Consider the following 17,998-nt stretch of genomic DNA (forward strand, 5'->3'; position numbering starts at 1 on the left):
ATCAAACTCTCCACAAAAATAAGGGCAGAGCCCAATACCCAGCAAAAACTGCTAGCACCACAATGATTCCGAAAAAATAAAAATAAGATTACTTCCCGCCTAGCAGACGGAACACCATGATCAACAAAAACCACCCACCACACACAGAGCGTGGTGACACGACAAGGGAAGCAACCAGTATGAATGAAAAATATCAACATGCCGGCCCACCCATTGACGGGGTACAAAAACAGGCCAGCACATCCATACTTGTGCACATCACCACAAAATGGTGATGCTGTTATTGGCACACTATTGAGTTCTCACACAACACACGCACACCACTCACATGAACCACAATCAGTGACCCATCGAATGGAAGCTTGGAAGATATTAGACGCCAGACGCTCGTTTTCCTAATCCGCCTCACACTCACCACACTGTTGATCACTGTGGTGCAGGGCGCTGTCGGTCGCGCTGACCCGGATTAAGTTACGCACCCCCACACAAAAACACAAATCCCCAGGACAAAGTGCGTTTATTGCGCCAATCGCACCCTTGCTCGTCCCCTCACAATCCACGTGCCAATCCACACGCACAGCACCCCGAGCACTCCGGCGACCACCAGTGAGGCCACCGTGGGAATCCCACCGCCAACAAGTCCACCCAATATGGGCGAAGCACCGCCGATGAAGGCTATGCCAAAACGCGGCCACCGCGCCACGGCCATCGAACACAGCCAGCTCGCAAATACCAGCACAGGGAATAGAGCTAAGGGATTCGCCGCCTCGAGCACCACGCCAAAGGCCAAGTACGTGCATAGAGCACCGACAGCGATCGTCGGAATGGAAGCGACGGCCAACCACGCAAGCCAATGCTTGCGGGGCAATCCCAGCGCCTGCCATCCCCCGAGGCCACCATGCACGATCGGACCTGTAGCAGTGCCAATCATCAACACGCAGAAGCTGGCCGTATACAGTGCTTCTGCCAGATCGGGAAACAGCAGCGTCCCGGCTAGACAGACACCAATGGACACGGCGGCGACCCCAAGACCACTCGCAACTACGGGAATGAGGACCAGCGACAGTCCCGGCGCATGGCCGAATGTCCTCGTCGTCGTGGTCCAATCACTGCGACCTCCCGCCGACACCAGTGCAAAGATGCAGCCGACTACAACACACACCGCGGCGACCAGGGCCGCAAGCCCTACCCCACGTGCGATACCGGCCCACGCTGCATAGACCACGGCGATGACACCGATCACCAGGAGCTTGAAGTTCCGCAGCTGGAAGGTCGCCAGGCCGTACGCTCGGCCCACTTCTCTAATGTTCAGGAACGCACCGGCCAACACCGCCGTTGCCGCTCCGGCCAGAACGGCCACGAGCCAGGCATTTAGAGATCCGGCCGCAAAGCCAAAATTCATCGTCAGCGCAATGGCAGCAAACCAGTTCCATCCATAACTTGCCTGCGCCTGCAGGATTCGCAGATACACGGTGCTCATTTAGGACTCCCTCACTAGTGCCGCCAAAGTCTGCTCCAGTGGGGCCGGGAAAACCCTCGGGCCACTAATCCGTGCGGCCGCATCCGCGGGCGCGAGCACTCGGGTCACACCCGCAATCTCGCTGCGCTCGGTTTCGCCGTCGATAGGCGCCAGCGTTCCCGCGGTCACGTACACATACGCATCCTCGAGTTCTGCGGCGTCCGCATGAAGTCGCACGCGGCCATCCCGGCCAAGCACCGTAAACGTGTCCATCAAGCCTGCTGATTCTTCGAGATGGTGCGTGGCCACGATGAACGTCCGTCCGCCTCGCTCCACTTCTTCCCTCAAGAATTTGTAGAAGAGTTCCCGGTTGTTCACGTCCAGGCCGAGGTACGGCTCGTCGAGAAGCGTGAGCTCAGTCATCGAAGCTAGAGCTACGACGATTCCGACCATCGACTTCTGCCCTCGGGAGAGTTTGCCGTAGCGCTTCTTGAGGTCGAGGTCGAAGGCGCGCAGGAGTTCGTCGGCACGCGCAGAGCTGAAGTGGGGCCAACGTCGCTCAGCAATGGAGAGGATCGAGCGCACGCTCCACATGCCGGGGTAGGGGACGTCGATACCCGCGCAGCAGATGCGGCTCATCACCGAGGCATTGTCGAAGACTTTCTCTCCAAATGCAGTGACACTGCCCGAGGTGGGGCGCAGTGTTCCGGCCAGGAGGCTGAGCAGCGTGGATTTGCCGACGCCGTTGCGACCGACGATCGCGTGGAGCTTGCCACTTTCGAAGCCCACCGTGACTTCGTCGAGCACGGTCGCCTTGTACTTCTTAGTCACCTGTTCTAGGCCACAGATGGGGGTCATTTAAAGTCCTCGATTCTGCTGAGTGGTGGAAAGAAGTTGGGTCAGTTCCGCGCGGGTAATGCCCAGGCGGTCCGCTTCCTCCAGCAGGGGAATGAGAAAACGCTCGCCGAACGCTTCTCGACGCCGCTGCCTAATAATTTCCTGCGCCCCGGGGGCGACGAACATGCCGATTCCCCTGCGCTTTTCCAAGATTCCGCGCTCGACCAGGATTGTGAGTCCTTTGCGAGCGGTGGCTGGGTTGATCGAGTGGAAGTCCGCAAGCTCGTTGGTTGAGGGTGCCCGGTCGCCTGGCTTCAGGTGACCATCGACGATCGAGTCCTCGATGAGGGCGGAGACCTGGAGGAACAGCGGTTCGGTGGAGTTGTCCATCTCACCTGCCGATCGGTTGGTTAGTCAGTTGGTTAGTTACTGCACTAACTAACCTAGAAGCGACCACGCAAACCCGCAACCCTCTTTTCTGTAGCCGTGTGACCTGCAGACATCGAAGTCGCTCTTCACTTCAGGCACACTGGTGCAGTAAACAAAACACTTTTAGAACGAACAGAACTGGAATTTAGGAGCCATGCTTGAACGCACATTGGTCTTCGTGGACACGTCCTACCTGCTCGCGAGCTTTTACAACTCGTGGGAGACGGGCGCTCGCTCACAACTAGAGATCGACTTGCCCGAGGTAGTACGCATCTTGGGCTCAATGATCACCGACCAACTCAACCAACCCATCCATCGCCAGAACTGGTACGACGGCATTCCAGATTCTGGCCCGCACCGTTATCAGCGCGCCCTTCGTTCCTGCGACGGGGTGCAACTACGCACCGGCCAGCTCATTGAGTGGGGCGAGCGACGAACCCAAAAGGGCGTGGATACCCGACTCGTGGCAGACATGGTGGTGGCCAGCCTGCAGCACCAGGTATCCGACATCGTGCTCGTTTCCGGCGATGCTGACATGATTCCGGGCGTGGCCGAGGCTTCCTCTGCCGGCGTCCGCGTGCATCTTTACGGCTTCGGCTGGGACTCCATGTCTTCTGCACTGCGGCACGCGTGCGATACGACAACCATCCTGGACGCGCGCGAAGACTTTGCAGACGCCATGCAGTTGGAGATTCTGGAGGGCCCGCTGCCGCCGTCGATACGCGAGCGGCCCATCGGAGACGCGGAACCGCTGGACGAGCCCGGCATGACCGCTGTTCCCACCGGGGATCCGCTCAGTGCTCCCAAGGGAGAGAGCGAGCGCACTACGCCCGAGCCGGCACCGTCGCCTGCGGATCGCCCCAGTATTCAACCGCAGACGCCGTCTGCCCAGGACGCCAACACCACGGTCGAACCGCCAAACGAGGACGAACCCACCGAGGCCGAGGCCGAATTCGCGCCTAAGGCCACACCCAAGCCCGGTCCGCCACGCACTCAGGCTCAGCCCGCTGCGGAAGCGTCGGCGCCAGACACCTCGCCGGCGACTTCATCGCCCGCTCCGGCTTCGTCAACGCCGGCCTCGCCTAAGTCTTCGAGTGCCCCGAAGCCGTCGATGATGGCGCCTCGCCGCAAGCTGCGCTCGCGCTATGTTCCGCTGCCGGAGGAAGTCTGGAACTCCTCGGGAGTGCAGACTCCATTCGACGTCGGCGAGCAGTATGCCACCTGGTGGTACGGCAACATCGCCTCCAGTGAGCAGCGCGATTCTGCCCACCTGCTCTCGGGTGGTGGGCTCCCGCCGGACATCGACCGTCCGCTGCTGCAGTTCGCCTGCGAGACTCTTCACGAGTACACGCTCAGCGAGACGCAGCGTGTGCACCTGCGCGACGGATTCCATTCCGGAATCCGGGCGGTGCTCATCAACGTCCGGCGCTCGCAGCAATAGCGCCGGCTACTACCTAAGGGGTGTCCTCGTTTGAGGCACCCTTTTGTGGTGCGTCCTGCTCAGGGGCCTCGAGCTCAGCGGTGTCCTTCTTGCTGCCCAGCTCCTTCGAGCCGGCCATCTGCGCGCGGATCTCATCAAGCTTGCTAGCTGCTGCCATATCCCGGCCGGCCGTGGAAATCTCGGCCATGCGGTCCTGCACGGTGTGCTGGGTAAGCTCCTGGGCTCCAAGGGCGTCTGCGTAACGACGCTCAATCTTGTCCCGCACTCCGTCCAGGGTGGGCACGTTGTCGTCGTTCAGACCGAGCTGGTTCATCGAGTCCATGGCCTGCGCGCTCTTGCGCTGCATCTCGGCCTGGTCGGCCTGAGCGTTGAGCTTGTCTACTTCCGCCAGCTGCTCGGTCAGGCGGGCCTCCGACTGACGCTGCTGCTCCTGCGCCTGCTCTGCGGCCTGGGTGGCCTGCTGGTACATCACCTTGGTGTTCTCGATCTCCGACTCCACCGTCACCAGCTGAGACGCCACGACTTCGGCCGTGTTGGTGTATTCGGTGGCCTGAGCAGAATTGCCCTCGGCGGCGGCCTTGTCAGCCAGCTGGAGCGCGGTGCGTGCCTTCTCCTGATATTCCGCCTGCGACTTCAGCAGACGATCCAGCTGTAACTCCAGCTGCTTCTTGTTGCCAATGATCGAGGCAGCCTGCTCGGTGATCTGCTTGTGCTGGCTCTTGGCCGCATCAACTGCCTGCTGGATCTGCACCTTCGGGTCTGCATTCTCATCGATCTTGCGATCGAAGCTCGCCATGACGTACTTCCAGCCTTTGCTGAATGGGTTGGGCATCGCAGGATCCTTCCTCGTGTTCGCGTTTTCCCTGCCGAGTGTAGGCAGAACATGCCGAGGTGTGCCGGATACGACGAAAACCCGCCGCCCTGCAATTAGGGAACGACGGGTTATCTGCTGGATTTCTGGAGGCTTCACACCCTCCGAAGAAGGATTAGCCCTCCTGCTGCTTAGCCTGCTCTTCAACCTGGCGGCGGACATCATCCATGTCTAGCTCCTTGACCTGCTTGATCAGGTCCTCGAAGGCCGCCGGCGGGAGGGCTCCAGCCTCGCGGTAAAGGAGGATACCCTCACGGAAAACCATGAGAGTCGGGATCGACTGGATCTCCAGGGCAGAGGCCAGCTGCTGGTGGGCCTCGGTGTCGACCTTGGCGAAGGTGACATCGGTGTGCTGCTCCGAGGCCTTCTCAAAGGTCGGAGCGAACTGGCGGCAGGGGCCGCACCAGGAAGCCCAGAAGTCAACGATCGTAATTCCGTTGCCGGTTACAGTCTGCTCGAAGGTGTCCTCGGTCAGCTCGATGGTGGCCATAATGTACTCCTTAGGTTTTGTCGTGATCTTTGGGACGTGCCCTTTCAACCAAAACACACCGCGATTCATTCCGCGAGGAAAAATTTGGGAGCAGTGCGTATTGCCCAACACTGCTTGGGCGACTTACCGTTGATGAAAAGGCGACGACAACAAGGAGTTCCACGATCATGGCCAACACCCAGACTTTCCAGGTCAACGGCATGACATGTAGCCACTGCGAGCTCAGCGTGCAGGAGGAGATCTCCGAGATCTCCGGTGTCGAGGAAGTGAAGGCCGACCACACCACCGGCAAGGTCGCCGTGGTGGGCGGGGGCTACTCGCAGGAGCAGATCGCGGATGCGGTTGCCGAGGCGGGATACACCCTCGAACAGTAGAGCTTGTGCGTCCTGGCCGGGACGGAGGCGTCGATAAGCGCCGCCCTCTTAGGGGTGCGCCATGTTGACGAAGCGCGAGTAGTGCAGCTGGTGGGCCACCGGAACGGTGTCAATGGGACCACCACGGTGCTTGGCCAGGATGATGTCGGCCTCTCCGGCGCGCTCGTTGTCCTTGTCCTGGGAGTCCGGGCGGTAGAGCAGCATGACCATGTCGGCGTCCTGCTCGAGCGAACCAGACTCACGCAGATCGGCGATCTGGGGCTTTTTGTCAGTACGTGCCTCGGGGCCACGGTTGAGCTGGGAGATCGCTACGAGCGGGACCTCGAGCTCCTTGGCTAGCAGCTTGAGCTGACGGGAGAACTCCGAGACCTCCTGCTGACGGGACTCGACCTGCTTGCCGGAGCTCATCAGCTGCAGGTAGTCCAGCACGATGAGATCGAGGCCCTGCTGTTGCTTGAGGCGGCGCGCCTTGGTGCGGATCTCCATCATGGTCAGGTTCGGCGAGTCATCGATGTAGAGCGGCGCCTCCTGGATCTGCTGGAGGCGATCAGTCAGCTTCTCCCAATCGTTGTGCTCCATGCGTCCGGCGCGCATGTCCGTGAGCTTGACCTCGGTTTCCGCCGAGAGCAGACGCATGACGATCTCCGAGGCGCTCATCTCGAGGGAGAAGATGATCGACGTCTTGCCATGGTTGATCGAACATGAGCGCATGAAGTCCAGTGCCAGTGTGGACTTACCCACACCTGGTCGAGCCGCCACGATGATCATCTGACCTGCGTGGAGGCCGTTAGTAAGGCGATCAAGGTCCATGAACCCGGTGGGAACACCCTTCTCCAGGCCACCGTCACGCTGGAGCGCTACCAACTCGTCAACGGTCGGCTGGACGAGGTCATAAAGGTTGCGGTAATCCTCAGTGGTCTTGCGCTGGGCAACCGCGAAGACTTCCTGCTGAGCTCGGTCGAGCACCGACTCCACATCGGCATCCTCGGCTCCTGAGTAGCCGTACTGCACCACGCGAGTTCCCGCGTTGACAAGACGGCGCAACAGAGCCTTCTCGGAGACGATCTGCGAGTAGTAGCGCGCATTGGCTGCCGTGGGCACGGACTGCACCAGGGTGTGCAGGTAGGGCGCACCGCCCACGCGGTCCAGGTTGTTAAAGCGGTCCAGGCGTCCGCCCACAATCACCGGGTCAATCGTGGTGCCGTCGGCGTATAAGTCGACGATGGCCTTGAAGATGAGCTGGTGGGCGGGGTTGTAAAAGTCCTCCGCACTGAGCTCGTCGAGCACGTCGATGGCCTGGTCTGCACTCAACAGAAGCGCACCGAGCACACCGCGCTCTGCCTCGGGATCATGGGGCAAGCTGCGGTACTCCTCGGATTGGTTCTTGGAATACCGCGTGCTGCGCGACGATCGCTGGAAGTCCTCAGGCTCCGGCGGCCCATACGGCTCGACGGGCTCAGGCGGTAGCGAGTAGTCGTCGAAGGTGCTGAATTCTGCGTCGCCGCTCATGGTCTTTTCGCCCTTACAGTCAGTGTTTCCGGTCCCGCCCAAAACCTTAAAACATCACCTCGAATTCCCCAGTATGCCCCTGGGATGTGGAACAGCTTTTGAGCCTTTTTCCACAAGGTCTGTGGATAACGTGCATACGTGCCGTTGGCACCGCGTGTCGCACAGCGATCGTCCTGTGGATAACTTGTGGAAAACTTCCACGGGGGCGGGCAGAAGGCGAGACGTTTATGCAGGTCATGCGCTATTTATCAGCCTGTGCATAACACTTGCCTTGCCAGTGGACAACTCTGACCAGCGGACTTGACAAACCGCTTATAGCCACCCTCTACACCACTTGCCGATGCACCCAATGCGCGTAGCTTGGTGCATGTTTTCCACAAGCGTCGATAAGCCTTAAAACGCCAACAACCCCACCACCCTCGCAATGAGGTGATGGGGTTGCTGGTTGCTGTTGTCAATGGGCTCTGACCGCCGCTGCCGCATATGGACAGCCGGCGGGTGAGCCGTCTTGCGCTCTAGTGAGAACTAGGCAGCAACGACCGAGAAGTTAACCTTGCCCAGCACGTCCTGGTGGAGCTTGACCTCCACCTGGTAGTTGCCGGTGCTCTTGATCATGCCCTTGGGCAGGTTGATCGTACGCTTGTCCAGAACCGGGCCGCCTGCAGCGCGGACGCCGTCGACGATGTCACCAGTGGTGACGGAGCCGAACAGCTTGCCGCTCTCGGAAGCGCGAACGTTGACGATGACCTTCTCCAGGGCATCGAGCTGCTGGCGCACCTCGTGTGCGTGCTCAACGTTGCGGATCTCGCGAACATCCTGTGCGCGCTTGATCTCAGCGATCTGCTTCTCTGCAGCGCGGGTGGCTACGACAGCCAGGCTGCGCGGCAGCAGGTAGTTACGTGCGTAACCGTCCTTGACCTCGACAATGTCACCAGGGACGCCGAGGTTCTCAACGGTAGCGGTGAGGATCAGTTTCATGATCCCTGCCTTTCGTTGGATAGTCCCCCACGCGTGTGGGAGTGGCTGATGTACGGATGTATGTACTTAAAAAAGCTGTTACTGGGGCATCGCCGCAGGTTCAGCGGATCAGAACGGCGGGTCCTGGTCGTCGCCAAAGCCACCGCTCGGGGGAGCCGAAGACCACGGGTCGTTCGCCGGCGCCTGATTGCCGCCGCCGAAACCACCCTGGTTTCCTCCACCGAAGCCGCCCTGGGACTGTCCCTGGTTGCCGCCGAAGCCGCCTTGGTTACCGCCCTGCTGGCCACCGAAGCCACCCTGTCCCTGGTTGCCGCCAAAGCCCTGGCCTCCGCCATTTCCGCCCTCACGCGGATTGCGGTTGACCTGAGCGCTGGCGTACTTCAGGGACGGGCCGACCTCATCGACCTCAACCTCGAATGCAGTACGGTTTTCGCCTTCCTTGGTCTGGTAGGACCGCTGGCGAAGACGTCCAGTAACGATCACGCGCATGCCCTTGTGCAGGGTTTCCGCGACGTTCTCAGCAGCCTGGCGCCACACGTTGCAGGTGAGAAACAGTGCCTCTCCGTCTTCCCACTGGTTGGTGTCGCGGTTGAAGCGACGCGGGGTCGACGCGACGCGGAAGTTTGCTACTGCCGCGCCGGAGGGGATGAATCGAAGTTCCGGGTCAGCAACAACGTTGCCTACCACGGTGATTGGGGTATCTCCCTGTGCCATGTGCCTTTTGCCTTCCTGCTTGAGAGGTAGTCAGCGGTGCTCGTGAATTAGTTCAAGCACGGGTGCGTGCATTGATTTCCAGTGCACCCACCAGTATCCGCGTTTACTTGTCGACGCGCAGGACCTTGGTGCGCAGCACGTTCTCGCTCAGGTTGAGCACACGGTCGAGCTCGAGAACGCTAGCGGACTCGCAGTTGAGGTCGAGAACGACGTAGACGCCCTCTTCCTGCTTGTTGATCGGGTAAGCGAGACGACGCTTGCCCCAGACATCAACGTTGTTTACGGTGCCGCCATCCTTGCGGATGATCTCCAGGAACTTTTCCAGGGACGGGGCGACAGTGCGTTCATCCTGGTTCGGGTGCAGGATGATCATGGTTTCGTAGTGACGCACGGACCTCATCACCTCCTATGGTCTAGTTTGTTGTCGGCCATACCCCTTTGTGGGCATGGCAGGAGGGTCGTTGCGTCAGGCAACCAGCCCACCGTACCGCATATCCAGGTCAGGCCGGAAATCGCTCTAGTTCATGGTGGCCGCGAAGAATACGGCCAGGATCACCGGGATGATGGTGATAAAGATCGCCGCCGCAATTCCATATGCCCATGCCCGGCGCGCGGGCCCTCCGCGCATCACGGTGAGATAAGCCGAGCCGAAGCAGCTCGCACCGAGGATGATGGACATAATCCCCAAGATCGTAATGAGCACCTAGATTCTCTCTTTCGCTTGTCGACGCCCCTTGTGCACCCCAAACTCCCCCGCCAGCGGATCGTGCCCCTGGTGGGCGGCGCGGACCGGGTCTGCCACCTTGCGGGCCATCTGCCTGATGATGAGCACGCAGATGGCCACGATGAATGCGTCACGCGTGATGACGATCGTGTCGAGCAACCAGTCCGGCGCGCCCTTGTTGTCCTGCCCCAGCAAATGCCACATGAGCACCGGCCAGAGGACCATCTCGGTGGTCATCCAGGTCAGTAGCAGTCGCCAGCGCGGCAAAGCCAGTACAACCGGGATTACCAGCCACAGAGAATACTGCGGTGACCACACTTTGTTGAACAGCAGGAAGGCCGCGAGAATCAGCGTGACCAGCTCAGCCACCCGCGGCGTGCGGGCTACCCGCCAGCCGTAGATCGCTATGCCCAGGCAGGCCCCGGCAAAGAGCAAGAAGGTCACCAGGTTCAGGATCGTCGGCTCCCCGGCCTCGTCGAAGCCCGTCCATCCGGTGCGTCGCGAGATTACGGCCCAGATGGTGGTCCACTCCCAGCTGCGCTCCGAGTTGAGGCGCAGGAACTCTCGCCAGGCCTCCGGGTAAGCCAACATGATGGGGATGTTGACGGCCAACCAGGCAGCTGCCGCGGTCAGCGCCATCGCGACCCACGCCCCGAGTTTGCGGGCGCGCACGGCCAGGACCAGGTATGCCCCCAACAGGTACAGGGGCCACAGCTTGAAAGCCGTGCCTAGGCCAATGGCCACGCCAGCCCACAGTGCCCATCCTGGGCGGGCTCGCGCGATCAGCCACATTGCTAACACAGCAAGGAAGATCGACGGGATGTCCCAATTGCTAAACGCGTGGACAATCACAATGGGGCTGGCCGCCACCAGGACCGTGTCCCACACCCGGTTGCCGGTTAGTTCGGCCACGAACCCAATGGTGAGGACCCAGAGCACCGCGAACACGCAGGCCGTCGAAGTGAAGTACCAGCTGGCCGCGGGAATCGGGGCGCCGAGGGCGTCGATAAGCGGAAACGTGGTGCGCGACCACCAGCCCATGATTCCCTGGAAGAGGCCGGCCAACACCGGGTACTCCATGTATCGGGTCAGATCGCCTTCGGTCCAGGAGAACGCGTAGACAAAGCCTGGCTGGTCGAGTCCGCGACCGCTGTAGAGCGGGACGATGTCGTTGTAGCAAGCAGCGGTGTACTGACGGCTTCCTGCCCAGTTCAGGCTGACGGAACCGTCATCCTGGCGGATTCCGCCGAGGCAGGCTGCTTTGGACAGGTAGCCGAATGAGAGGAAGGTGAGCGCGAGGGCGATGAGGACGCGCAGCGGGGTAAAAAACCGCGCCCGGCCCACGGCAGCAAAACGGCCCACCGGTCCCCCTAGGAACTCGGTGAACCCGCGGGCGGCGGGCTCGCTAAGCGAGGGGTAAACGCGGTGAGCCGGATGAGAAAGGCGCATGCGGGCTACTTAAGGGTTCAGCAGCTGTTCGAGTCCTGCCAGCGGGTCCGGTGCCGGCGGTGCAGCGGGCTCCGCAGGCTGGGCCGGAGCCCCCGGTGCGGGCTGACCGGGTGCCGGCTGGCCAGGTGCTGGCTGCCCAGGAACGGGTTCCGGGGCGGGTGCCGTGCTGGCTTCAGCGGAGGTCGGAGCCTCAGCTGAGCTGGACGGGCTGCTCTGGCGGGTGGCTACCGGCGCCTGGGGGTCATACTGCGGCGCGTAGCTCGAACCGGTGTAGTTCGAGGAGCCGCTGAACCCGCCGAAGTTGATCGGTGCGGCCTGGTGGAAGGGGACGTTCTCTTTGCCCTCGAGGGCGCCGTCGAGCGTCTGCTTCCAGATCGTTGCCGGGGTACCCGAGCCGTACATGTTGCCGCCGTACACGTCGTAGATGGCGTTGGTGTTCTCGGCTGTACCCATCCACACGGCGGTGACCAGCTGCGGGGTGCCGCCCAGCATCCAGGCGTCTTTGTTGGCCCCGGTGTTACCCAGCTGAGCCGTACCGGTCTTGGATGCCGAAGGGCGACCGCCGGCCAGGTTCTTTCCGTTGGACCAGCCGGCAATCGGGCCCATGGCCTTGAGCACGTTGTCAGCCACCTGGGCCGAGACGCGACGCTCGCCCTCGCCGGGCTCGAACTTGTACAGCACCTCGCCGTTGGCGGTCTTGACCTCATCCACCCAGTGGGTCTGGTGCCAGACGCCACGGTTGGCCAGGGTGGCCATTGCTACCGCCATATCCAGCGGGCGGGACTGGTACTGGCCCAGGATGACGCCCTCGTAGGGCTGCTTTCCGTTCTCCGTCAGGGTCTTCTCAATGCCCGGCAGGGAGCGGGCGACACCCAGTGCGTGCGCCATGTCTGCGGTGTCCTGGGTCGTGTTTGCCAAGTCGTCCTGCAGACGAATGAAGGAGGTGTTGTAGGAGCGCACTAGGGCAGTCTCGATGGAGCACGTGCCACAGGAACCGGTGACGTTATCCACCTCGATGCTGCCCGGCAAAGTGACCGGGGACGAGGAGTACTGAGCGCTCAGCGGAATGCCCTGCTGGAGGGCGGCGGCCAGACCGAAGATCTTGAAGATCGAACCAGTCTGCAGGCCAGCATTGGCATAGTCCCAGCCGCTAGCTTCCTCGCCACCGTAGTAACCGCGGATAGCACCGGTGCTTGGCTCAATGGAGACGACTGCCGCACGGGCGTCGTCCTGCAGCTGAGGCAGAGCGGAGTTAACGGAGTCCATCGTGGCGTTCTGGGTCTGCATGTCAATGGTGGTGGTCACCTGCAGGCCACGGGTGGTCACGTCTTCCTCGGTGATGCCGACCGTGGCCAGCTCCTCCATCACGTGGTTCTTGATCAAACCATTCGTGCCGGTGGCCTCGGTGTAGGCAGAGTACTCGGAGGGGTCGCGTACCTGGGGGAACTCGGCAGCAGCGCGCTCCTCAGGGGAGATCTCCCCCATCTCCACCAGACCGTCCATGACGTAGTCCCAGCGAGCCTTGGAGCCCTCCGGGTTCGTCCACGGATCGAGCTGGCTAGGCAGCTGGATCGCACCCGCCAGCACGGCTGATTCCTCCGGGGTGAGCTGGCTGACGTCCTTGCCAAAGTAGGCCTGGCTCGCCGCCTGCACACCATAGGCGTTGCGGCCGAAGTACACGGTGTTGAGGTAGGCCTGGAGGATCTGCTCCTTATCCCACTCGTTGGTCATCTTGATGGAGTAGACGAGCTCCTTGAGCTTGCGCTCGACCGAGCGCTCGTTGCCCACGATGACGTTCTTGACGTACTGCTGGGTGATCGTGGATCCACCACCAGCGTCATTGCCGGTGATCTGACCCAGAATTGCGCGCGAGAAGCCGGTGACGGAGAAGCCCGAGTTAGACCAGAACTCCCGGTCCTCAGCGGCAAGAACTGCGTTCTGCAGGTGATCTGGCATCTTATCCAGTCCCACCTGGGTGCGGTTGCCCTCCGGTGGCACGATGCGCGCCAGCTCGGTGGTGGAGTCCGAGGCGTAGATATGCGAAACCTGTGCCGTAGACACCTCGTTGGGCTCCGGGATCCGGATGGTGAAGTAGTACACCACGAAGATGATCAACGGCAGGAGGAACAGTGCCGCAAGAGCGCCGAGTAACCACTTCAGCCACGGCCGTGACGTCGCTGCTTCGGTGTTGGCAGATGCTGAATGAGACAACGTAGTTCGTACCCAAGTCCTAGTTGCGGCCCACTCCCCCACGGTTTTCGCAGCTCATGCCTCTAGATAGCTGAGCTCAACGATTACCGCGTGGTTGTCGAACCGGTGCTGTAATTGTCTGGAGACCCACCCGCCTATGCCGCAGCAGCATCCGCGAGAGCCTCGCGAGAGCTTCCGGTGCCACGGGCGCGTGCGCCCCACTTGAGCAACTACTGTACTTCTCTGGTGCGAGGCGGGGAAACGCTCAATCCACAATTGCGGTCATGGACTCGACCAGATAATTAAATTCACAGGCTCGGCAGACCTCGACCAGATGGACTGTTACCGGGCCAACCTCCTGTGCAATCTCTGCGATCTCTTCCTCACTGCGGGCTGTGCCCGAACGGCGCCCCAGCTTCTCCCCATAGATCCATCGCACGTAGCGCAGTTCCTCTCCACATAGCGGACAGGGAACGTCCGCCGGGAGACCATGGAACGAGGAGGCAGCTATCAGGAGCGGATCGGCTTCCCTGACCGCACTGGCGCGCATGCGTCCGGCTTTGATCTCGCGCAACGCCCGGGCTCGAGTGAGCCGATGGGACACGCGATCGCGGTAGCTGATCATGGCGGCCCATCCTACTCACCCGCTGGTAAAACCCGCCTACCGGCAAAAGGTGTCATCTCAATAGCTTTATGGCCCTAAATACTTCTACACTGGAAGCTATGAGCAACCCGAGGTCCGCAGAGATTGCGCGCAAGATTCGCCCCGCGATGACGAAGCTGTACGTCACGTACTTCCGCATAGCCGAGCAATCTGATCTAACCGGGCCGCAGTTGTCGGTGCTGTCTCGCTTAAAGGAGCGCGGCCCGATGCGCATTAGCCAGATCGCTCGCGAAGAGGGCATCCGCATGCCCACGGCGTCGAACACGCTTCATCAGCTCGAACGCCGTGAGCTCGTCCAGCGGGTGCGCGATAGCGAGGACCGCCGCGGAGTACGCGTGGAGCTCACCGATATGGGCCTGAGCGAACTGTCTCGCGTCGGTGAGGAGCGTGAGCACTACCTCGCGCAGATGCTGGACTCGTTGAGCGAGGAGGACCTGCAGAAGGCAGAGGACTTTGCCGACGTCATTAACCGTTTGGCACTGAATTACACGCAGGCACCGGAATCGCCAACGGCGGGTTAACAGTTATAAAGTACTGGGTGGACCCTAGGTAAACGTTCATACTCTGAACCAGTTAGAAGAGACCCCACCCAGGCTGATGTCGCACAAGAAGTCCCCCTCCTCTACTCCGTTTATTCACGGAGAGCAGCGCCCTCCGCGCCTGCTGGTCACGTGGCAGCCCGGCGCGGCCGGCAACGAGGCCATCGAGCTGGCAGCCTGGCTCGCTCGTACCGCACCGGTGCGCATTCGGGTCGTTCACACCATCGTGCACCTCTGGCCCCAGAGTCCGCGAGGCAAGCGTCGTCGTAAGTATTCGAAGTGGATGGACGAGCAGAATCGCCACTTCGCAGAATCTGTTCGCCAGGTGCTCACTGAGGCTGGTGTGGATAAGTCGCACTGGGACGATGAGGTTGCGCTCATCCTCGATGGCTCTAGCGAGCACGCGCTACTCACCCAGGCAGCCACAGATTTCAACGCGGACCTGCTCATTGTTGGTTCGCGAGCCGCTACTCCCAAGGGCCGCTTTCTGGCCGGCACCACCACCGACGCGCTACTGCACTCCTCCCCTATTCCACTTGCGCTGGCCCCACGCGCGCCCAAGCTTTCCAAGCGCGGCATCACTCGCGTCAACGTGGCATTCCTGGACGCGCACGACACGGATAACAACGAAAGCCTCGCCTATGGCGCTGAGGCCGCGTACCAGATGCAGGTTCCGTTGCGGCTTGTCGCTTTCTCCCCTACGGGGCTTATCGACGCCAACCTCAGCCATGCACTGACGTCCTCCTCCCCGCTTGCCGACGAATGGCACGAGCAAGCCTTGAGCATGTGCGACCAGGCACGCGATCGCGTGATGGATGACTACCCCGACCTCACCGTGCACATCGAGCTAGCCTCCGGGGCCGGTTGGCAGGGCGCAATCGACTCGCTGAAGTGGAAGAAGGGCGACATCATTAGCCTGGGCTCCTCCACCCAGGGTCACCTCGAGCGCGTATTCCTCGGCTCTACGGCTGCACAATTCCTCCGGCACGTGAGTGTGCCGGTTGTTATTCAGCCGGCCACCCACTTCTAGCGCGCCAGGTTCTAGGCTTAGGCCTATGGCTTCCTCGCAGTTTCGCCCCGAGCATCCCGAGAATGACTTGAGCGAGTCCAGCGATGCGGACTACGCCAACCTGCAGCCGCCGGCGCCACGGACGGTAGACGAGCTGGCCGATCAGGAGGATCCGGTTCGCCATTCGGAGCGCAACCGCCAGTCGACCCGCCAGGCCTGGCAGTACCTCGCGCTTTCCATCATGAGCAGCCTACTGTTTGCCCTCATAGTGGCTCTTATCTTCCGATTCACCCACAGCGGAGAGTGCGACGCGCGCCTAGTCTGCACCCTGGAAGACCAAAGACTGTGGGCGATCATCGCCTCCCTCCCACCCATCGCATTTCTGCTGGGTTCCGGATGGATCATGGTGAGAAAACTCAAGGCCTACCTGCGTTGGCGGTCCTGGATGGCGGTGTTCTGGATCCTGGTTCCGTTCACCATGTGGTTCCTGGTGGTGACTGTCCAGGTGGGACTCTCCCCCACGCTGATGCTCTAGCTAAGCCTGTTCGGCCGCGACCTCAGCGCACACCGTGCCACCGCAGTGAGCGGTCGAGGCGTCGGACGCGCAATCGTCGCAAAGCAGGATCTGGCGACGGCAATCGTCCTCATTGACGCAGTTGTGGAAGGTGTTCGTCGGGGCGTCGCACTGCACGCAGTGCCCGAGCTGGGCAGCGTCCTCCCCGAATTCCATGTGCATACGCCGATCGAATACGTACAGGGAGCCCTCCCACAGGCCCTTGTTGCCGTACTTCTCGCCGTAGCGGACGATGCCCCCGTCGAGTTGGTAGACCTCCTTGAATCCGCGGTTGATCATGAGGCTGGAGAGCACCTCGCAGCGGATTCCTCCGGTGCAGTAGGAGACGACCGGCTTGTCTTTCATCCAGTCGTACTTGCCCGACTCGAGCTCGGTGATGAAGTCGTGGGTGGTGTTGGTCTCAGGCACCACGGCGTTTTTGAACTTGCCGATCTGGGCCTCGAGGGCGTTGCGGCCGTCGAAAAATACGACGTCGTCGCCTCGCTTCTCGACGAGCTCGTGCAGCTCCTCAGGCTTAACGTGCGTGCCGCCGCCGACCACGCCATTCTCATCAACCTTGAGTTCATCGGGAGCCCCGAAGGCAACGATCTCATCGCGCACCTTGACGCTGAGCTTGGGAAAGTCCTCTGCCCCGCCCTCAGACCACTTGAACTCCATTCCCTTGAAGTACTCGCGGGTCTTGCGCACGTAGCGCTTGCACGCGCTCATGGGGCCGCCGACGGTGCCGTTGATGCCGTGCTTGGATACGAGAATGCGCCCGGTCAGCCCGAGCGATTCGCACAGGTCGCGCTGCCAAAGCATGACAGCTCGCGGATCTGCAATCGGCCGGAACTGGTAGTACAGAAGGATTTTGCTCAGTTCACTGTGTGCCACGTGTTCTCAGCTTAGCCCTGGCAGGCAGGGCACCAAAACAGGTTGCGCGCCTCCAGCACGGTGGTGCGCACCTGCTCGCCGCAGACGAAACACGCCTCGCCGGCGCGACGGTAGACGTACACGTCTCCCCCGTGCTGCTGGCCGTGTCGTTCAACTTGCAGCGCCTGGTCCAGGTGCTCGTCGCGCACGGTGTCGATGCGTCCGCGCTCCACCCCGATGTGCATGAGGTAGACCAGGTCCTCCCAGATGGCGCGGAACTGTTCCTGGCTGAGTTGATTGCCCGGAGTCTGCGGGTCAATTCCCTGCCGAAAGAGCACCTCAGCCCGGTAAACATTGCCCACGCCGGCGAACAGTTTTTGGTCCATGAGCAGGGCAGCCACGCGGCGACGCGAGCGGGTCAGTTTCTCGAATAATTGGATTGGAGGAGCGTCGAGAAGCAACGGATCCTCCCCGAGGCGAGCGGTGATGGAGCGGAACTCGGCGGCATCGATGAGCCGGCAGAATTGGGGGCCGCGCAGGTTGGCGGCTTGGGTTTCGGCGGCATCAATGATGCGTAGCCGAATCTGGCCCCAAACATCCTCGATGGGCTCGAAACGCAGCGAACCGATGAGCCCCAGGTGGATGTAGACGATGTTCTCTGGCCCGATCTTCTCGTCGAAGAAGAGGAACAAGTGTTTGCCTCGGGCTTCGGCGCGCAGGAGCTGGTGGCCACTCAGGTGGCGGGCCTCGGCCGAAAAACGTCCCTGCGGGCTGCTGACCTGCACGGGATCACCTGAAAATCGGTCGTTAAAGTCGCGTGCGAGGCGATGGATGACGTGGCCTTCGGGCATGCTCACACTCTAGGTGACGCTGGCGCACACATTGTCGGATGACT

At 61.4% G+C, this 17,998-nt stretch carries 20 protein-coding genes; 5 read left to right on the forward strand and 15 right to left on the reverse strand.

The genetic code is table 11. The annotated features are described in order from the left end of the window. Positions 1–517 precede the first annotated feature (517 nt). The 3 genes from FHE74_RS09610 to FHE74_RS09620 are packed head-to-tail and all read right to left on the reverse strand — an operon-like array spanning position 518 to position 2,686. Entirely contained in the window at positions 518–1,480 is a 963-nt protein-coding gene (locus tag FHE74_RS09610; protein ID WP_139466302.1) for a hypothetical protein, read from the reverse strand. Then, positions 1,481–2,317 (reverse strand): ATP-binding cassette domain-containing protein, encoded by an 837-nt coding sequence (locus tag FHE74_RS09615; RefSeq protein ID WP_139466303.1) that lies wholly within the window; start codon positions 2,315–2,317, stop codon positions 1,481–1,483. Next, entirely contained in the window at positions 2,318–2,686 is a 369-nt protein-coding gene (locus FHE74_RS09620; RefSeq protein WP_139466304.1) for a GntR family transcriptional regulator, read from the reverse strand. A 193-nt stretch (positions 2,687–2,879) separates the two neighbouring features. On the opposite strand from FHE74_RS09620, the gene FHE74_RS09625 reads away from it, so the two are divergent. Beyond that, positions 2,880–4,166 (forward strand): NYN domain-containing protein, encoded by a 1,287-nt coding sequence (locus FHE74_RS09625; RefSeq protein ID WP_139466305.1) that lies wholly within the window; start codon positions 2,880–2,882, stop codon positions 4,164–4,166. A gap of 13 nt (positions 4,167–4,179) precedes the next feature. Here the strand turns inward: FHE74_RS09625 and FHE74_RS09630 are convergent, their stop codons facing one another. Both FHE74_RS09630 and trxA read right to left on the reverse strand, forming a co-directional pair. Beyond that, entirely contained in the window at positions 4,180–4,998 is an 819-nt protein-coding gene (locus FHE74_RS09630; protein WP_139466306.1) for a PspA/IM30 family protein, read from the reverse strand. Positions 4,999–5,152: 154 nt separating this feature from the next. Beyond that, positions 5,153–5,527 (reverse strand): thioredoxin, encoded by a 375-nt coding sequence (trxA, locus tag FHE74_RS09635; protein WP_139466307.1) that lies wholly within the window; start codon positions 5,525–5,527, stop codon positions 5,153–5,155. A 167-nt stretch (positions 5,528–5,694) separates the two neighbouring features. On the opposite strand from trxA, the gene FHE74_RS09640 reads away from it, so the two are divergent. Next, on the forward strand, positions 5,695–5,901 hold the full coding sequence (locus FHE74_RS09640; RefSeq protein ID WP_139466308.1) for a heavy-metal-associated domain-containing protein: 207 nt from the start codon (positions 5,695–5,697) through the stop codon (positions 5,899–5,901). A 48-nt stretch (positions 5,902–5,949) separates the two neighbouring features. On the opposite strand, the gene dnaB is transcribed toward FHE74_RS09640, so the two are convergent. The 8 genes from dnaB to FHE74_RS09680 form a co-directional block, all read right to left on the reverse strand. Beyond that, positions 5,950–7,410, reverse strand: coding sequence for a replicative DNA helicase (dnaB, locus tag FHE74_RS09645; RefSeq protein ID WP_139466309.1), 1,461 nt, complete (start codon positions 7,408–7,410; stop codon positions 5,950–5,952). A 525-nt stretch (positions 7,411–7,935) separates the two neighbouring features. Beyond that, positions 7,936–8,388 carry a 50S ribosomal protein L9 gene (rplI, locus tag FHE74_RS09650; protein ID WP_139466310.1) on the reverse strand — a complete coding sequence of 151 codons (453 nt, stop codon included), beginning with the start codon at positions 8,386–8,388 and terminating at the stop codon, positions 7,936–7,938. 108 nt (positions 8,389–8,496) lie between these two features. Beyond that, on the reverse strand, positions 8,497–9,102 hold the full coding sequence (locus tag FHE74_RS09655; RefSeq protein WP_139466311.1) for a single-stranded DNA-binding protein: 606 nt from the start codon (positions 9,100–9,102) through the stop codon (positions 8,497–8,499). A gap of 103 nt (positions 9,103–9,205) precedes the next feature. After that, positions 9,206–9,502 carry a 30S ribosomal protein S6 gene (rpsF, locus tag FHE74_RS09660; protein WP_139466312.1) on the reverse strand — a complete coding sequence of 99 codons (297 nt, stop codon included), beginning with the start codon at positions 9,500–9,502 and terminating at the stop codon, positions 9,206–9,208. A 117-nt stretch (positions 9,503–9,619) separates the two neighbouring features. Beyond that, the gene (locus tag FHE74_RS09665) at positions 9,620–9,805 is read right to left on the reverse strand and encodes a hypothetical protein (protein ID WP_139466313.1); all 186 of its coding nucleotides are present in this window, start codon (positions 9,803–9,805) and stop codon (positions 9,620–9,622) included. Further along, entirely contained in the window at positions 9,806–11,275 is a 1,470-nt protein-coding gene (locus FHE74_RS09670) for a glycosyltransferase family 87 protein (RefSeq protein WP_139466314.1), read from the reverse strand. It lies immediately after the preceding gene. Between the two features lie 9 nt (positions 11,276–11,284). Continuing rightward, positions 11,285–13,486 carry a transglycosylase domain-containing protein gene (locus FHE74_RS09675; protein WP_425456346.1) on the reverse strand — a complete coding sequence of 734 codons (2,202 nt, stop codon included), beginning with the start codon at positions 13,484–13,486 and terminating at the stop codon, positions 11,285–11,287. Positions 13,487–13,730: 244 nt separating this feature from the next. Continuing rightward, positions 13,731–14,090, reverse strand: a complete 360-nt coding sequence (locus FHE74_RS09680) for a DUF5318 family protein (RefSeq protein WP_180339740.1) — start codon at positions 14,088–14,090, stop codon at positions 13,731–13,733. 98 nt (positions 14,091–14,188) lie between these two features. Between FHE74_RS09680 and FHE74_RS09685 the strand changes: the two genes are divergently transcribed. From FHE74_RS09685 to FHE74_RS09695, 3 genes are all read left to right on the forward strand, one after another. Then, a complete protein-coding gene (locus tag FHE74_RS09685; RefSeq protein WP_139466316.1) occupies positions 14,189–14,650 on the forward strand; it encodes a MarR family winged helix-turn-helix transcriptional regulator in 462 nt (153 codons plus the stop codon). A gap of 76 nt (positions 14,651–14,726) precedes the next feature. Then, positions 14,727–15,698, forward strand: a complete 972-nt coding sequence (locus FHE74_RS09690) for a universal stress protein (RefSeq protein WP_139466317.1) — start codon at positions 14,727–14,729, stop codon at positions 15,696–15,698. 25 nt (positions 15,699–15,723) lie between these two features. Further along, positions 15,724–16,212, forward strand: a complete 489-nt coding sequence (locus FHE74_RS09695) for a hypothetical protein (RefSeq protein ID WP_139466318.1) — start codon at positions 15,724–15,726, stop codon at positions 16,210–16,212. Here FHE74_RS09695 and trhO read toward each other — a convergent pair whose 3' ends face one another. Continuing rightward, positions 16,213–17,124 carry an oxygen-dependent tRNA uridine(34) hydroxylase TrhO gene (gene trhO, locus FHE74_RS09700; protein WP_425456347.1) on the reverse strand — a complete coding sequence of 304 codons (912 nt, stop codon included), beginning with the start codon at positions 17,122–17,124 and terminating at the stop codon, positions 16,213–16,215. It lies immediately after the preceding gene. A gap of 11 nt (positions 17,125–17,135) precedes the next feature. Beyond that, positions 17,136–17,954, reverse strand: coding sequence for an Fpg/Nei family DNA glycosylase (locus tag FHE74_RS09705; RefSeq protein WP_139466319.1), 819 nt, complete (start codon positions 17,952–17,954; stop codon positions 17,136–17,138). Between the last annotated feature and the right edge of the window lie 44 nt (positions 17,955–17,998).

Source organism: Corynebacterium tapiri (assembly GCF_006334925.1).
GTDB classification, from domain to species: domain Bacteria; phylum Actinomycetota; class Actinomycetes; order Mycobacteriales; family Mycobacteriaceae; genus Corynebacterium; species Corynebacterium tapiri.

Coding starts and splice junctions, on each gene's coding strand:
- rplI (WP_139466310.1), bottom strand. CDS start 8,388: ATGAAACTGATCCTCACCGCTACCGTTGAGAACCTCGGCGTCCCTGGT.
- FHE74_RS09685 (WP_139466316.1), top strand. CDS start 14,189: ATGAGCAACCCGAGGTCCGCAGAGATTGCGCGCAAGATTCGCCCCGCG.
- FHE74_RS09705 (WP_139466319.1), bottom strand. CDS start 17,954: ATGCCCGAAGGCCACGTCATCCATCGCCTCGCACGCGACTTTAACGAC.
- FHE74_RS09655 (WP_139466311.1), bottom strand. CDS start 9,102: ATGGCACAGGGAGATACCCCAATCACCGTGGTAGGCAACGTTGTTGCT.
- dnaB (WP_139466309.1), bottom strand. CDS start 7,410: ATGAGCGGCGACGCAGAATTCAGCACCTTCGACGACTACTCGCTACCG.
- rpsF (WP_139466312.1), bottom strand. CDS start 9,502: ATGAGGTCCGTGCGTCACTACGAAACCATGATCATCCTGCACCCGAAC.
- FHE74_RS09610 (WP_139466302.1), bottom strand. CDS start 1,480: ATGAGCACCGTGTATCTGCGAATCCTGCAGGCGCAGGCAAGTTATGGA.
- FHE74_RS09625 (WP_139466305.1), top strand. CDS start 2,880: ATGCTTGAACGCACATTGGTCTTCGTGGACACGTCCTACCTGCTCGCG.
- FHE74_RS09680 (WP_180339740.1), bottom strand. CDS start 14,090: ATGATCAGCTACCGCGATCGCGTGTCCCATCGGCTCACTCGAGCCCGG.
- FHE74_RS09640 (WP_139466308.1), top strand. CDS start 5,695: ATGGCCAACACCCAGACTTTCCAGGTCAACGGCATGACATGTAGCCAC.
- FHE74_RS09690 (WP_139466317.1), top strand. CDS start 14,727: ATGTCGCACAAGAAGTCCCCCTCCTCTACTCCGTTTATTCACGGAGAG.
- FHE74_RS09670 (WP_139466314.1), bottom strand. CDS start 11,275: ATGCGCCTTTCTCATCCGGCTCACCGCGTTTACCCCTCGCTTAGCGAG.
- trxA (WP_139466307.1), bottom strand. CDS start 5,527: ATGGCCACCATCGAGCTGACCGAGGACACCTTCGAGCAGACTGTAACC.
- FHE74_RS09630 (WP_139466306.1), bottom strand. CDS start 4,998: ATGCCCAACCCATTCAGCAAAGGCTGGAAGTACGTCATGGCGAGCTTC.
- FHE74_RS09695 (WP_139466318.1), top strand. CDS start 15,724: ATGGCTTCCTCGCAGTTTCGCCCCGAGCATCCCGAGAATGACTTGAGC.
- FHE74_RS09615 (WP_139466303.1), bottom strand. CDS start 2,317: ATGACCCCCATCTGTGGCCTAGAACAGGTGACTAAGAAGTACAAGGCG.
- FHE74_RS09620 (WP_139466304.1), bottom strand. CDS start 2,686: ATGGACAACTCCACCGAACCGCTGTTCCTCCAGGTCTCCGCCCTCATC.